The 14,380-nt window shown below is 65.8% G+C and carries 11 protein-coding genes; 7 read left to right on the top strand and 4 right to left on the bottom strand.

The window, feature by feature from the left end; genetic code table 11:
- Window positions 1-3: 3 nt before the first annotated feature.
- Genes hutU through hutI form a run of 3 tightly spaced genes read right to left on the bottom strand, consistent with a single transcriptional unit; the run spans window position 4 to window position 4,457 of the window.
- Window positions 4-1,674 carry a urocanate hydratase gene (gene hutU, locus AX729_RS36730; RefSeq protein ID WP_061029629.1) on the bottom strand — a complete coding sequence of 557 codons (1,671 nt, stop codon included), beginning with the start codon at window positions 1,672-1,674 and terminating at the stop codon, window positions 4-6.
- A 12-nt stretch (window positions 1,675-1,686) separates the two neighbouring features.
- The gene (gene hutH, locus AX729_RS36725; RefSeq protein WP_061029627.1) at window positions 1,687-3,246 is read right to left on the bottom strand and encodes a histidine ammonia-lyase; all 1,560 of its coding nucleotides are present in this window, start codon (window positions 3,244-3,246) and stop codon (window positions 1,687-1,689) included.
- On the bottom strand, window positions 3,243-4,457 hold the full coding sequence (gene hutI, locus AX729_RS36720; RefSeq protein WP_061029625.1) for an imidazolonepropionase: 1,215 nt from the start codon (window positions 4,455-4,457) through the stop codon (window positions 3,243-3,245). The genes hutH and hutI overlap by 4 nt, the downstream gene beginning before the upstream one ends.
- 99 nt (window positions 4,458-4,556) lie before the next feature.
- Here hutI and AX729_RS36715 point away from each other — a divergent pair, with 99 nt between their 5' ends.
- The 6 genes from AX729_RS36715 to AX729_RS36690 all read left to right on the top strand — a co-directional run bounded on the left by AX729_RS36715 (window position 4,557) and on the right by AX729_RS36690 (window position 10,542).
- Window positions 4,557-5,915, top strand: a complete 1,359-nt coding sequence (locus tag AX729_RS36715) for a formimidoylglutamate deiminase (protein ID WP_061029623.1) — start codon at window positions 4,557-4,559, stop codon at window positions 5,913-5,915.
- Entirely contained in the window at window positions 5,912-6,640 is a 729-nt protein-coding gene (gene hutC, locus AX729_RS36710; protein ID WP_061029621.1) for a histidine utilization transcriptional repressor HutC, read from the top strand. Before AX729_RS36715 ends, hutC begins: the two co-directional genes overlap by 4 nt.
- Before the next feature lie 105 nt (window positions 6,641-6,745).
- The gene (locus AX729_RS36705; protein ID WP_061029619.1) at window positions 6,746-7,690 is read left to right on the top strand and encodes an ABC transporter substrate-binding protein; all 945 of its coding nucleotides are present in this window, start codon (window positions 6,746-6,748) and stop codon (window positions 7,688-7,690) included.
- 71 nt (window positions 7,691-7,761) lie between these two features.
- On the top strand, window positions 7,762-8,535 hold the full coding sequence (locus AX729_RS36700) for an ABC transporter permease (protein ID WP_061029617.1): 774 nt from the start codon (window positions 7,762-7,764) through the stop codon (window positions 8,533-8,535).
- Window positions 8,532-9,317 carry an ABC transporter ATP-binding protein gene (locus tag AX729_RS36695; RefSeq protein ID WP_061029615.1) on the top strand — a complete coding sequence of 262 codons (786 nt, stop codon included), beginning with the start codon at window positions 8,532-8,534 and terminating at the stop codon, window positions 9,315-9,317. The genes AX729_RS36700 and AX729_RS36695 overlap by 4 nt, the downstream gene beginning before the upstream one ends.
- A complete protein-coding gene (locus AX729_RS36690; protein WP_061029613.1) occupies window positions 9,310-10,542 on the top strand; it encodes a Zn-dependent hydrolase in 1,233 nt (410 codons plus the stop codon). Before AX729_RS36695 ends, AX729_RS36690 begins: the two co-directional genes overlap by 8 nt.
- Before the next feature lie 12 nt (window positions 10,543-10,554).
- Here AX729_RS36690 and bamA read toward each other — a convergent pair whose 3' ends face one another.
- Window positions 10,555-13,065 (bottom strand): outer membrane protein assembly factor BamA, encoded by a 2,511-nt coding sequence (bamA, locus tag AX729_RS36685; RefSeq protein WP_061029611.1) that lies wholly within the window; start codon window positions 13,063-13,065, stop codon window positions 10,555-10,557.
- 281 nt (window positions 13,066-13,346) lie between these two features.
- Between bamA and AX729_RS36680 the strand changes: the two genes are divergently transcribed.
- Entirely contained in the window at window positions 13,347-13,730 is a 384-nt protein-coding gene (locus AX729_RS36680; RefSeq protein ID WP_082770643.1) for a hypothetical protein, read from the top strand.
- Window positions 13,731-14,380: the final 650 nt, after the last annotated feature.

The raw sequence follows: 14,380 nt of genomic DNA, 5'->3' as shown, positions 1-14,380 counted from the left end.
CGACTATCTCGCCAGGCTCGGCAGATCCAGCCCCTTGTCTCGGGCGCAGTCGATCGCGATCTCATAGCCGGCGTCGGCGTGGCGCATGACGCCGGTCGCAGGGTCGTTCCAGAGCACGCGCTCGATGCGCCTGGCGGCTTCCGGCGTGCCGTCGGCGACGATCACCATGCCGGCGTGCTGCGAATAGCCGATGCCGACGCCGCCGCCATGGTGCAGCGACACCCATGTCGCGCCGCTGGCGCAATTGAGCAGCGCGTTCAGCAGCGGCCAGTCGGACACAGCGTCCGAGCCGTCCTTCATCGCCTCGGTCTCGCGGTTGGGACTAGCGACCGAACCGCTGTCGAGATGATCACGGCCGATCACGATGGGCGCCTTCAATTCGCCGCGCGCCACCATCTCGTTGAAGGCGAGGCCGAGGCGGTGACGATCCCCGAGACCGACCCAGCAGATCCGTGCCGGCAGCCCCTGGAACTTGATCCGCGCCTTGGCCATGTCGAGCCAGTTGTGCAGATGCTTGTCATCGGGCATCAGCTCCTTGACCTTGGCATCGGTCTTGAAGATGTCCTCGGGATCGCCCGAGAGCGCAGCCCAGCGGAACGGTCCGACGCCGCGGCAGAACAGAGGACGGATGTAGGCGGGTACGAAGCCCGGGAAATCGAACGCGTTCTTGAGGCCCATGTCCTGCGCCATCTGGCGGATGTTGTTGCCGTAGTCGAGCGTCGGGATACCCTGGGCGTGGAAGTCCAGCATGGCCTGGACGTGGTCGACCATCGAGGTTTTTGACGCGCGCTCGACCGCCTTCGGATCGGAAGCGCGCTTCGCCTCCCACTCTGCGAGCGTCCAGCCCTTGGGCAAGTAGCCGTTGATCGGGTCGTGTGCACTGGTCTGGTCGGTGACGACGTCGGGCTTGACACCGCGGCGCACCAGCTCGGGGAAGATGTCCGCGGCATTGCCGAGCAGCCCGACCGAGACCGCCTTCTTCGTTTTCGCTGCCTCTGCAATGATCGCGAGCGCTTCGTCGAGAGTCGCGGCCTGGCGGTCGAGATAGCCGGTGCGTAAGCGCATCTCGATTCGACTCGGCTGGCATTCGACCGCGAGCAGCGAGGCGCCGGCCATGGTCGCGGCCAGCGGTTGCGCGCCACCCATGCCGCCGAGGCCGGCGGTGAGGATCCACTTGCCGGCGAGGCTGCCGCCATAATGGCGGCGGCCGACCTCGACAAACGTCTCGTAGGTGCCCTGCACGATGCCCTGGCTGCCAATGTAGATCCAGGAGCCTGCCGTCATCTGGCCGTACATCATCAGACCCTTGCGATCGAGCTCGTTGAAATGGTCGAGCGTCGCCCAATGCGGCACGATGTTGGAGTTCGCGATCAGCACGCGCGGCGCATCGGTGTGGGTCCGGAACACGCCGACCGGCTTGCCGGACTGGACCAGCAGCGTCTGATCGGCTTCGAGCTTGCGCAGGGCCGCCACGATCCGGTCGAAGCTTTCCCAGTCGCGCGCGGCGCGGCCGATGCCGCCATAGACGACGAGCTCGCTCGGGCGCTCCGCGACGTCAGGATCGAGATTGTTCATCAGCATGCGCAAGGGCGCTTCCGTCAACCAGCTCTTCGCGCTGATGTCGCTGCCGCGCGGCGCGCGGATGATGCGGTCGTTGTCCAGACGGCGGTTCATGCCAATACCTCTTCAGTCGAGTCTCGGAAACGGATCGGACGAAAGCGCTGTGAGTGCCGTCACGGGCAGCGCGTCCGCCTCGATCAGCGCGGTGGCCCTGGCGAGATCGTCGGCCATGTAACGGTCGGCGCCGAGCGCAGGAACCAGCTCGCGGAGGGCGGCAATCACGGCAGCGAGCGGCGCGCTGGTCGCGTGCGGCGCGCGCAATGTGATGCCTTGGGCTGCGACCAACAGTTCGATGCCGAGGATGGCGGCGAGATTGTCGGCCATGTCGGACAGTCGCCGCGCCGCGTGCGCGGCCATCGAGACGTGGTCTTCCTGGTTGGCGCTGGTCGGCGTCGAATCGATCGAGCAGGCGGCTGCGCGCTGCTTGTTCTCGGCATAGAGCGCGGCCGCCGTGACCTCCGCGATCATGAAGCCGGAATTGATGCCTGGATCGGGCGTGAGAAACGGCGGCAAACCGAAATTGAGTGCGGGATCGACCAGCGTCGCGATCCGCCGCTCGCTGATCGCGCCGATCTCGGACAGCGCCAACGCCAGCGCGTCGGCGGCAAAGGCGACAGGCTCCGCATGGAAATTGCCGCCGGAGACGATCTCACCGGTCTCGACCAGCACCAGCGGATTGTCGGTGACGGCGTTGGCCTCGACGATCAGCGTGCGCGCGGCCTGCGTGATCAGGTCGAGCGCGGCGCCCGCGACCTGCGGCTGGCAGCGCAGGCAATAGGGATCCTGCACACGCTCATCGCCATCGAGATGCGACAGGCGGATGTCGCTGCCGTCGAGCAGCGCCGTCAGCGTCGCCGCCGCAGCGATCTGCCCCGCATGGCCGCGCAACGCCTGGATCTCGGGACGGAACGGCGCCGTCGAGGCCATCGCCGCGTCCACCGACAGCGCGCCGGTGACGAGCGCTGCGCGCGCCAGGCGAAACGCGCGCAGCACGCCGGCGAGGGCATAGGCCGTCGAGAATTGCGTGCCGTTGATCAGCGCAAGGCCTTCCTTTGGCCCAAGCGTCAGCGGCGCGAGACCGGCGGCCTCGAGCGCCTCGGCGCCCGGAACGGTTTCGCCGTCAACGAACGCCTGCCCTTCACCAATCATCACCGCCGTCATATGCGCAAGCGGCGCGAGATCGCCGGAGGCACCCACGGAGCCCTGCTGCGGCACCAGCGGGTAGACGCCCCGCGCCAGCATGGCCTGCAACTGCTCGATCACCTGCCGGCGCACACCGGAGGCGCCGCGCCCGAGCGAGACGATCTTCAGCGCCATCATCAGCCGGACGATCGGCTCGGGCGTCGCCGGACCCACGCCGCAGCAATGCGAGACGATGAGGTTGCGCTGGAGCAGCGCGGTCTGGTCGGGCGGAATGCGCTTCGACGCCAGCTTGCCGAAGCCGGTGTTGATGCCATAGACGGGGGCGTCGGCCTGCGCGGCCCTCGCGACGATCTCCGCCGCCGTCTCGACGCGCGGCCAGAACGACGGATCGAGCACGACGGATTGTCCTTCGAGCACGCGCGCGAGATCCTCGAGGCAGACCGCCCCCGGCTTGACGATGATCGGCGCCCCCTGCTCCATCACTGGCCCCTCCAGACCCGGCGATGCAGCGGATTGAAGCCGATGCGGTAGACCAGCTCGGCCGGCCGCTCGATGTCCCAGATCGCGAGATCGCACCACTTTCCGGCCTCCAGCGTCCCGGTTTCGCCGAGCACGCCGAGCGCACGTGCACCCTCACGGGTGACGCCCGCGATGCATTCGACCACATTCATCCGGAACAGTGTCGCGCCCATATTCATCGTGAGTAGCAGCGAGGTCAGCGGCGAGCTGCCGGGATTGCAGTCGGTCGCAAGCGCCATGGCAACGCCATGCGTGCGGAATGCTTCGACCGGCGGCTTCTGCGTCTCCCGGATGAAATAGAATGCGCCGGGCAGCAGCACCGCCACCGTGCCCGCCTTCGCCATCGCGGCAGCGCCGGCTTCGTCGGTGTGCTCGAGATGATCGGCGGAGAGCGCCGAGAATTTTGCGGCAAGCGCAGCGCCGCCGAGATTCGACAATTGGTCGGCGTGGAGCTTGACCGGCAAGCCCACCGCCCGCGCCGCCTCAAACACCCGCGCGGTCTGCTCGGCCGAGAACGCGATGCCCTCCATGAAGGCATCGACGGCATCGGCGAGGCCGGCCTTTGCAACGGCCGGCAGCATCTTTGTGCATACGAGATCGATGTAGCGGTCCTTGTCGCCCTCGGCCTCGACCGGCAGGGCATGCGCGCCCAGAAAGGACGTGCGGATGGCGATTGGTCGCTCGCGGCCGAGGTTTCGCGCAGCAGAGAGCTGACGTATTTCGGTTTCGGTATCGAGGCCATAGCCGGACTTGATCTCGATCGTGGTGACGCCCTCCGCGATCAACGCATCGAGCCGCGGCAGCGCACTTGCGACGAGCTCCGCCTCGCTCGCCTTGCGCGTCGCGGCCACCGTCGACACGATGCCGCCGCCGGCGCGCGCAATCTCTTCATAGCTCGCGCCCTTCAGGCGCAGCTCGAATTCATGCGCGCGGTTGCCGCCATAGACCAGATGGGTGTGGCAGTCGACGAGGCCCGGCGTGATCCAGCGCCCTTCGCAATCGACCCGTTCGGCTGCATCGGCGTCCGCCGGAAAGTCGGCCCGCGAGCCGGCATAGACGATACGGCCCTCGCGCGCGGCGATCGCGCCGTGCTCGATCTCGCCGAGTTCGGGACGGTCGGCCCGCATCGTGGCGAGCCGGGCATTGTGCCAGATCCGGTCGAAGCGCTCTGCCATGCAACGGTCCCTTCGCGGATGTCCCTGCGCCCTAGGATGCTTGACTTATATGTCTAGACATATAATCGTGGGACGGTTCTGTCCAGCCGGCGTGTAATCATGACCCGACTGCATTTCGCCTCCGCGCTCCTGCCCTCGGGCTGGGCCAATGACGTGCAGGTGGTGATCGCCGCCGGCGCGATCGCGGAGGTGACGCCGAATGTCGCGCCCGTTGCCGGCGATGAACGCCACGCAATCGCGCTGCCGGGACTGGCGAGCCTGCACAGCCACGCCTTCCAGCGCGGCATGGCGGGTCTGGCGGAGCTACGCGGCGACAGTACCGACACCTTCTGGACCTGGCGCAAGACGATGTACCGTTTCGCGCTGGCGATGACCCCCGACGACGTCGCCGCAGTTGCGACGCTGCTCTATGTCGAGATGCTCGAACAAGGCTTCACCCGCGTCGGCGAATTCCACTATCTCCACCACGATTGCGACGGCTCGCCCTATGCGGACGTCGCCGAAATGGCTGCGCGCATTGCGCAGGCTGCCGAAGCTTCCGGCATCGCGCTGACGCTGCTGCCGAGTTTCTATGCGCATGGCTCATTTGGCGGCGCGCAGCCGCATGACGGACAGCGCCGTTTCATCTGCACGGTCGACCAGTTCGCCACGCTGATGGCGGCGTCACGCAAGGCCATCGCAACATTGCCGGGCGCCAATATCGGCATCGCGCCGCACAGCCTTCGCGCGGTCACGCCGGACGAGCTGAGAGCACTCGTTCCGCTCGCCGAGGGCGGGCCGGTGCATATCCATGCGGCGGAGCAGGTCAAGGAAGTCGAGGATTGCCTGGCCTGGTCGGGCCGCCGGCCGGTGCAATGGCTGCTGGAGCAGGCACCCGTCGACCGGCATTGGTGCATCATTCACGCGACCCATACGACGGACGAGGAGATCGCTGCGTTCGCGAGAACAGGCGCGGTGGCGGGCCTCTGCCCCATCACCGAGGCGAGCCTCGGCGACGGTATCTTCCCGGCGCCCGAATTTCTCGCTGCGGGGGGCTCCTTCGGAGTCGGCACCGATTCCAACGTGCTGGTCGGCGCGGCCGACGAGCTCCGTCAGCTCGAATACGGCCAACGGCTGAAGCATCGCCAGCGCAACGTGCTATCCAGTGGCGCAGGCCGTTCGACGGGACGCACGCTCTTCGACCATGCGCTCACGGGTGGAGCACGGGCGTTGGCGCAAGGGACGATCGGTCTCACGCCAGGCGCGCGCGCCGATATCGTCACGCTCGATATGTCGCACCCTTCGTTGTCGGGTCGCGCCGGCGACACGATCATCGACGGCTGGATCTTCGCCGCAGGCGGCGGCGCGATCGATTGCGTCTGGGCCGGCGGCGACAAGGTCGTGGAGGGCGGACGACACAGATTGCGCCAAGCCGCGCGCGAACGCTTCAATGCATCGGTGCGGAGACTCGTCGCATGAGCCTCGCGGCCGAAGCAACCGACAAGCCCACGCTCTACAAGCGCATCCGCGCCGACATCGAGAAGCGCATCCTGACAGGCGAATGGCCGCCCGGCCACCGCATTCCATTCGAGCACGAATTGGTGGCCCGCTACGGCTGCTCGCGCATGACCGTGAACAAGGCGCTGTCGGAGCTGGCGCAGGCCGACCTGATCGAACGGCGGCGGCGCGCGGGCTCCTTCGTGCGCCGGCCGCAGCATCAATCGGCGGTTCTCAAGATCGCCGACATTCGCGCCGAGATCACCGCCCTTGGGCGCGCTTACGGCTACGAGTTGATCGGCCGCAAGCTGCGTGTGGCCACGGCTGCCGACCGCGACCGTCTCGGCGTCAAGAAGGCGGGCAAGGTGATCGCGATCGCCTGCCGGCACAGTGCCGACAACGTGCCGTTCGCGGTCGAGGACAGGCTGATCGATCTGTCGTCGGTGCCGAATGCCGCGACTGCGGACTTCTCGCGCGAACCACCCGGCTCATGGCTGCTCCATCATGTCCCATGGACGGAAGCCGAGCACACGATCAGCGCGATCGTTGCGGACGATCGCACCGCGGCAGCACTCGGCATCGCCGTCGGCGCACCCTGCCTCGTGATCGACCGCTATACCTGGCGCAGCGCGCGCACCATCACGGCCGTGCGGCTGCTCTATCCCGGTGACTCTCACCGCCTTGTTGCCCGATTCAAGGGAGGCTGAGAGGATATGTCGGCACAAATCGTGCAACGCTTCGGGCAACGGCCCAGATGGGCCGGCAGTAATCAACAGGACGTCAATCCATCGATCGGCAAGAGGACGACAAACATGCGTAGTTCGAAAGTATTTGCGACAATCATTGCCCTCGCGGCCGCAACTCCCGCGCTCGCCGACGACGTCAAGGTCGGCGTCGGCATCTCCGGATGGACCGGCTTCGCGCCGCTGACGCTGGCGAAGGAGGCCGGCATCTTCAAGAAGAACGGCCTCGACGTCACCATCAAGAAGATTCCGCAGAAGGACCGCCATCTCGCGATCGCCTCCGGCGACATCCAGTGCGCGGCGACCACGGTCGAGACCTGGATCTCCTGGAATGCCAATGGCGTTGCGACCAAGCAGATCTTCCAGCTCGACAAGAGCTACGGCGCCGACGGCATGGCGGTGCGCAACGACGTCGCCGCGATCAAGGACCTGAAGGGCAAGACCATCGCGGCCTCCGCGCCCGGCACCTCGCCCTATTTCGCGCTGGCCTGGATGCTGAAGAAAAACGGGCTGACTGTGAAGGACGTCACGGTCGTGAACCTGGAGCCGGCTGCCGCCGCGCAGGCCTTCGTCTCCGGCCAGAACGACGCCGCGATGACCTACGAGCCTTACCTGTCGACGGTTCGCGCCGCGCCGGACAAGGGCAAGATCATCGCCACCACGCTCGACTACCCGATGGTCATGGACACTTTTGGCTGCACACCGAAGTTCCTGACGGAGAATCCCAAGGCCGCCAAGGCGCTCGCCGACAGCTATTTCGAGGCGCTCGAGATGATCGCCAAGGACCAGGCCAAGGCCTACGAGATCATGGGCGCCGACGTGAAGCAGACCGCCGAGCAGTTCGGGAACTCGGCAAAATATCTGCGCTGGCAGGACAAGGCCGCGAACCAGAAATTCTTCGCCGGCGACTTCCTGACCTTCAACAAGGAGGCCGCCGACCTCCTGCTCGAGATCGGCATCATCAAGGCCGCGCCGAAGGTCGAGGACCTCTTCGACGCGAGCTTCATCAAGTAAACGTCTTCAAGCCGCCGGTTCCGCTGAAGCGCGGGACCGGCACATGATCGACTTCTCGGATAGACAGTCTGATGCGTCCCCTGGACCCTGTTACATCGAGGCAGCGCGCGGCGTATGGCCTTGCGTTCTTCGCGCTGTTCGTCGCCCTCTGGTCCTGGGCGACGTTTGGCGGCCATGTGTCGAAAACCTTCCTCGCCAATCCCCTGACCATGGTGCAGGAGGGCGTTGAGCTGCTCACCAAGCACGGCTTCCTGTTCGACATCGGCATGACGATCTGGCGCGTCGTGGGCGGCTTTGGGCTCGCGGCAATCATTGCGGTGCCGCTCGGCGTGCTGATGGGCGCCTACAAGCCGGTCGAGGCATTCCTCGAGCCGTTCGTCTCCTTCGCGCGCTATCTGCCCGCCTCCGCCTTCATTCCGCTCCTGATCCTGTGGGCGGGCATCGGCGAGTTGCAGAAGCTGCTCGTCATCTTCATCGGCTCGGTGTTCCAGGTCATCCTGATGGTCGCAGTGACCGTCGGCGCCACGCGGCGCGACCTGGTCGAGGCGGCCTATACGCTGGGCGCCGGCGACCGGGGCATCATCCGCCGCGTGCTGCTGCCGTCCTCCGCCCCCGAGATCGCTGAAATCCTGCGGCTGGTGCTGGGCTGGGCCTGGACCTACGTCATCGTCGCCGAGTTGATCGGCTCGTCCTCCGGCATCGGCCACATGATCACCGACAGCCAGGCGCTGCTCAACACCGGCCAGATCATCTTCGGCATCATCGTGATCGGGTTGATCGGGCTGATCTCGGACTTCCTGTTCAAGGCGTTCAACGCGTGGCTGTTCCCGTGGAAGCTCGCATGACGATTCTCAAGATCGAGCAGGTCTCACGCACCTTCCCCGCACGCCATGGCAACGCGCCGACGAGAGCGCTGGAGCCGACTGACCTCACCATCGGCAACAACGACTTCGTCACCATCCTCGGTCCGTCCGGCTGCGGCAAGTCCACGCTGCTGCGCATCGTCGCCGGCCTCGATCGCCCGACCAGCGGGCGCGTCACGCTCGACGGGCGCGAGGTGACTGGCCCCGGCGCCGATCGCGGCATGGTGTTCCAGTCCTACACGCTGTTCCCCTGGCTGACCGTGCGCGAGAACATCGCCTTCGGCCTGCGTGAGCGCGGCGTGGCCCAGGACGAGCGCAACAAGATCGCCGACGCCTTCATCCGCCGGGTCGGATTGTCCGGCTTCGAGAACCACTGGCCGAAGCAACTCTCCGGCGGCATGCAGCAGCGCACGGCAATCGCGCGTGCGCTCGCAAACGACCCGAAGATCCTTTTGCTCGACGAGCCCTTCGGCGCGCTGGACAACCAGACCCGCGCCTTGATGCAGGAGATGCTGCTCGGGATCTGGGAACGCGACCAGAAGACAGTGCTGTTCGTGACCCACGACATCGAGGAGGCCATATTCCTCGGCAGCCGCGTCATCGTCATGAGCGCGCGCCCCGGCCGCATCAAGGCCGAGATCAATGTGGACCTGCCGCATCCACGCTCCTACAAGATCAAGACCACGCCGGAATTCGTCCAGCTCAAGGAGCGGCTGGTCGAGGAGATCCGCACCGAGGCGCTGAAAGTTGCCGAACATGCCTGACACCCAGCCCCGCGCGGACGGAAATCGCGTCCTCGCCGACCTCCATGCGCTCCGCGCCATGGGTGCCTACAAGACCGGCGTGCACAAGCCGACTTTCTCCGAGCCGCACAAGCTTTCGCTGGAGTGGCTCGTTCAGAAGCTGCCCGAGGCCAACCTCTCCGCGACGATCGACGGCATCGGCAACGTGCTCGGCACCAGCACGAAGCCCGGGCCGAAGCTGCTGGCGGGCTCGCATCTGGAGAGCCAGAACTACGCCGGCTGGCTCGATGGTCCGCTCGGCGTCGTCTACGCGCTCGAAGCCGCACGCGTGCTCAACACCGATCCCTCGTTCCAAGGCGCGGTCGAAGTCGCCGCCTGGTGCGACGAGGAGGGACATTTCGGCCATTTCCTCGGCTCGCGCTCCTATGTCGGACAGGTGACCGAGGCAGACATCGACGCCGCGCGCGACCGCACCAGCGGCCGCACCATGCGCGATGCGCTTGCCGACATGGGTCTCGCCGGACGCCCGCGCGTCAGCGTCGAGCCGGGCCGGCACGTTGGATATCTGGAGGCGCACATCGAGCAGGGCGACACGCTCGAAAGCGGCCGCCTCGCGATCGGCGTCGTGACCTCCATCGTCGGTATCTGGCAGTACCAGATCAATTTTGCCGGCGAGCAGAACCACGCCGGTACCACGCGCATGGCGGTACGCAAGGACGCCGGGCTGGCGCTGGCGAAATTCTGTGTGGCGATCGACGAACGCTTCCCGGCCGCCTGCGGTCCGCGCACGGTCTGGACCACCGGGCGCATCACGCTCGATCCGGGCGCACCGAGCATCATTCCGGGCGGCGCAGAGATGCTGTTCCAGATCCGCGACGACGATCCGGCCGTCATCGCGCGGCTGGAAGCGCTGCTGCACACGATGGCGGACGAGGTCAACGCGCAGGGTCCCTGCACCGTCACCGTGGAAAAGCTGCGCACCGGTGCGCCCGCAATGATGAATTCCGGCTTCCAGGATGCGATCGAGGCCGCGAGCAAGGCTCTGGCCGGGGGCCGATCCATCCGCATGCCGAGCGGCGCCGGCCACGATGCGCAGATGCTCGCGACCGTCATGCCCGCGGGCATGCTGTTCGTGCCGTCGATCGGGGGCATCAGCCATCACTGGACCGAGAACACCGCGGATGCCGATATCGTCACCGGCGCAGAGGTCTTCGTCGACGCCTGCCGCCGCATTCTCGGCGGCTAGAGCAACAGCCTGCTAGAACGACGTGCCCCCGCCGAACCTGAACTCCTGAACCATGTCGTATTTGCCCTTCGTGAGCGGCACGGCGTAGTCGAAGCGCAGCGGCCCGAACGGCGAAGCCCAGATCAGGCCGACGCCGACCGACGATCGCACCACACTGCCGTCGTCATATTGCAGTCCGCAGGTCGGACAGGCCTTGGTATTGACTTCGCCCGTGGCCGACCAGGAGGTCGGCCCCTGGTAACCCCAGAGCGATCCGGCATCGGCGTAGACCGCGCCCTTCAGCCCGACTTCCTTCGGCAGGAACCAGAACGGCATCTGCAGCTCCATCGAGGCGCCCCAATATTTGGTGCCGCCGAGCGCGTCGCCGCTCGAACCCAGGCTCCAATACGTAATGTCGCGCGGGCCGATGCCGTTGGAGGCGAAGCCGCGCACCAGGTTCGGGCCCATCTGGAAGTGATCCAGCATGCGCAGGTCCTGATCGCCGATCTTGCTGAGCAGGCCGCCCTGAAGGTGGATCACGCTGACGATCTCGGACACCAGCGGCGTGTAGTATTTGGTATCGAACGCCGTCTTCAGATAGGTGACGTCGCCGCCGACACCCGCGAAATCCTGCTTGAAATCGACCAGCAGGCCGTCGGTGGGGTTCTTGGTGTTGTCGAGGGTGTTGTAGCTCAGCGTGTAGCCGAGCGTCGAAGTCCAGGTCGCGCCGTTCGCGAGCTCCTTGCGGACCGGCAGGCTGGATTCGCCGTCGCCGTAGCAGCCATAGCCGTAGACGCCCGAGCTGGTTGAGTTGGTCGGGTCGACGCCGCCCAGCACGTTTTGGATGTAGGCGGGAGTGGGGTTGTAGGCCAGCGAGGAATTCGCCGCATTGTTGTTGCAGTTGTTGTAGGCGCTGGCGAGCGAGATGCTCTGCTGATACAGCGAATAGCGGAGCTGGAGCGTGAGGTCCTCGCGCAATGCCAGTCCGAGGCGCGGGGAGAAGCCCAGCGTGGTCACGCCGTAACTCGTATAGCTGTTCGACTTCTGCTCGCGCCAATAGGTGTCGAGGCCGAGCGCCAGCCGGTAGCCGAGCAGATAGGGCTCGACGAAGGACAGCGAGACGCCGCGGGAATATTGACCATAGCTGACCGAGGCCTTGCCGTAGAGGCCGCGACCGAGCAGGTTGCGCTCGGAGACAGAGACCTCGGCCAGCGCACCGTCGGTCGTGGAGTAGCCGCCCGAGATCGAGAAGTCGCCGGTCGATTTCTCTTCCATGTCGACGACCAGGATCACGCGGTCGCTGGAGGAGCCCGGCTCGGTGACGATCTTGACGCTCTTGAAATAGTCGAGGTTCTTCAGCCGCCGCTCGGCGCGGTCTACCAGCGCGCGGTTGTAGGCATCGCCCTCCGAGAGATCGAATTCGCGGCGAATCACGTAGTCGCGCGTGCGCGTGTTGCCGCGGAGGTTGATGCGTTCGATATAGGTCCGCGGGCCTTCGTCGACGTTGAACACGACGGAGACGGTGTGTGCCTCGAAATTGCGGTCCCCGGCGGGACGAACCACGGCAAAGGCATAGCCGCGGCGCGAGGCCTCGATCTGCATCTCTTCGGTCGACTTCTCGACCGATTCGACGTTGTAGAGCGAGTCGACGCCGACGCGCGAATAAGTGCGGAGCGAGCCCGCATCGAAATTGGGAATGCTGGAGCGGAAATCGACCGATCCAACCCGATATTGCTGGCCTTCCTCGATCTTGAATGTAACGAGAAAGCCCTTCTTCTCCGGATCGTATTCGGTGAGTGCGGCGACGACCTGGACGTCGGCGAAGCCGTTCTTGAGGTAGAAGCGGCGGATCAGGTCGCGATCCGCCTCGACGCGATCGGGATCGTAGATGTCGTTACTGCCGAGGAAACTGAGCAGGTTGCTCTCACGGGTCTTGATGACGTCGCGCAGGCGCGAAGCCGAGAAGGCGCTGTTGCCGATGAACTCGACGGACTTCACCGAAGTCTTGACGCCCTCCTCGACCGTGAAGATGAGGTCCACGCGGTTGCTCGGCTGCTCGATGATTTCAGGCGTGACCCGCACGTCGTAGCGTCCCGAGCGCCGATAGATCTCGGCGATCCGCAGCGTGTCCGACTGCACCAACGCCCGCGAGAAGGTCCCGCGCGGCCTGGACTGGATTTCGGCCGAGAGCTGCTCGTCCTTGATCTTCTTGTTGCCTTCGAAAGCGATGCGGCCGATCACGGCATTTTCCACGACCGACACCACGATGCGACCGCCGGCCCGATCGATCTTCACATCCTGAAACAGGCCGGTCGCGATCAACGCCTTGAGCCCGTCATCGATGGCTGCCTGATCGAGGCGCCCGCCGGCCGCCGACCGGAAGTACGAGCGGACCGTCTCGGCCTCGACGCGGCGGTTACCTTCGACCACGATCGTCTCCACGGTCTGCGCGGCCGCCGGCTGCGGCAACACGACGGGAATTGAACTCGCAATCGTTACACCACCCATCACCACCGCGATCAGAAAGGCCCGCAACACCGACATTCCACACCTCAAGAGCACCTCCCACTCTGAAACGAGACGCCTGTGGCTGCGGTGTGGCTTTGATGTTGCTGTACTGTTTCCGGTCGTTGAATTTGATTGGCCGATCAGCCGCAAGCGTACGGCCGCCATGACGACCCCGCGGGCTTTCAGGGGCGAATGAGCGGCATGCGGGTCGCCGCGCTCGCGGCCCGGCCGCGCTAGCGCGCAGCAACATCGCGCAACGCCTCAATTCTTTACAGCCTCTCAAGCCGGTGCGAGAGGCGGCGTCATCAGGAACCCGCATGAGGCATTCGCCGATGAACGCGCTCGTCATGACCGGAACGGTGCTGGTCGCCCTCCTCGCCTCTACCCTCACCTCGCATGCAGCAACCACCGGCAAGCGCGATCGACAGCAGACCGCCCAAACTGCCGTCTATGAATACGGTCCGCGCGGACCCAACCGCTCCTATCAGTCCGGTCCGCATACGCGCATCTATGTCAGCAAGCGATCTTGGCTGGATGGCGGGACCGAGGTGCTGCCCGGCGAGCGCAAGTTCACCGACTACGCCTTGCCGCCGGGCGCTTCGTTCGCGCGCGGCAACAACAACCGGCCGCTCGATCGCCAGCCCCTGAGCCCGGACTCGGATCTGGGCGGATTCGCGCAGAGGATTCCGATTTCGTGGTGATCCGCTCTCTCGCGTCCCGGACAAGCTGCAACGCGCAAGCGTTGCGGGGCTGAACCGGGACCGAGGGGCCTCGGTACGATGCCGCAACATGAGCCCCGGCCCTGCAGCGCACCGTCGAAGGAACGCTGCGCTGCGTCCGGGGTACGGAAGCGAGGTAAGACGCCGCGCTGCCTCCACCGTCATTGCGAGCGCAGCGAAGCAATCCAGAGTCTTTCCGCGGAAAGATTCTGGATTGCTTCGTCGCAAGGGCTCCTCGCAATGACGGAGCAAGGGGCAGCATCGCCATCCTTCAATGCACATTTCCGCCCGCAGGCACACGCCTTCGCGCTCTCGCGGCTTGTTTCACCCGAGCTTTGCTTCATCGCTCACCCTCTTGAGCCAAGAGAGCGCAGGGAAGGCCGGGTGCTGACAACGCACCCGCGGTCTGCTGCGCAAAATGCACACGCAGAAGAACCGCACAGCAGCATACAGGTGGTGCCGATCACTCGGCCTTCCCTGCGCGATGGTCGGACGGCTTATGCCGTGCTCTCCCGGGAGCCGAGTTCCTTCTGGCCTCCCTCGCCCCGGCGAAAGTCGCCGGCACCGCGCCGGTTGGCGCGACTGCCGCATTCGCAAGGGCTTGACCGTAGCAACGACGGCCAGGACCACAC

The sequence above is a fragment of the Bradyrhizobium sp. CCH5-F6 genome, from assembly GCF_001556045.1.
Taxonomy (GTDB): domain Bacteria; phylum Pseudomonadota; class Alphaproteobacteria; order Rhizobiales; family Xanthobacteraceae; genus Bradyrhizobium.
This window is presented reverse-complemented; position numbering and strand designations above follow the sequence as displayed.

Bases quoted from the DNA above. Each gene is read 5' to 3' on its own strand.
- hutU (WP_061029629.1), bottom strand. From the start codon at position 1,674: ATGAACCGCCGTCTGGACAACGACCGCATCATCCGCGCGCCGCGCGGC.
- hutI (WP_061029625.1), bottom strand. From the start codon at position 4,457: ATGGCAGAGCGCTTCGACCGGATCTGGCACAATGCCCGGCTCGCCACG.
- AX729_RS36715 (WP_061029623.1), top strand. From the start codon at position 4,557: ATGACCCGACTGCATTTCGCCTCCGCGCTCCTGCCCTCGGGCTGGGCC.
- hutC (WP_061029621.1), top strand. From the start codon at position 5,912: ATGAGCCTCGCGGCCGAAGCAACCGACAAGCCCACGCTCTACAAGCGC.
- AX729_RS36705 (WP_061029619.1), top strand. From the start codon at position 6,746: ATGCGTAGTTCGAAAGTATTTGCGACAATCATTGCCCTCGCGGCCGCA.
- AX729_RS36700 (WP_061029617.1), top strand. From the start codon at position 7,762: ATGCGTCCCCTGGACCCTGTTACATCGAGGCAGCGCGCGGCGTATGGC.
- AX729_RS36695 (WP_061029615.1), top strand. From the start codon at position 8,532: ATGACGATTCTCAAGATCGAGCAGGTCTCACGCACCTTCCCCGCACGC.
- AX729_RS36690 (WP_061029613.1), top strand. From the start codon at position 9,310: ATGCCTGACACCCAGCCCCGCGCGGACGGAAATCGCGTCCTCGCCGAC.
- bamA (WP_061029611.1), bottom strand. From the start codon at position 13,065: ATGTCGGTGTTGCGGGCCTTTCTGATCGCGGTGGTGATGGGTGGTGTA.
- AX729_RS36680 (WP_082770643.1), top strand. From the start codon at position 13,347: ATGAGGCATTCGCCGATGAACGCGCTCGTCATGACCGGAACGGTGCTG.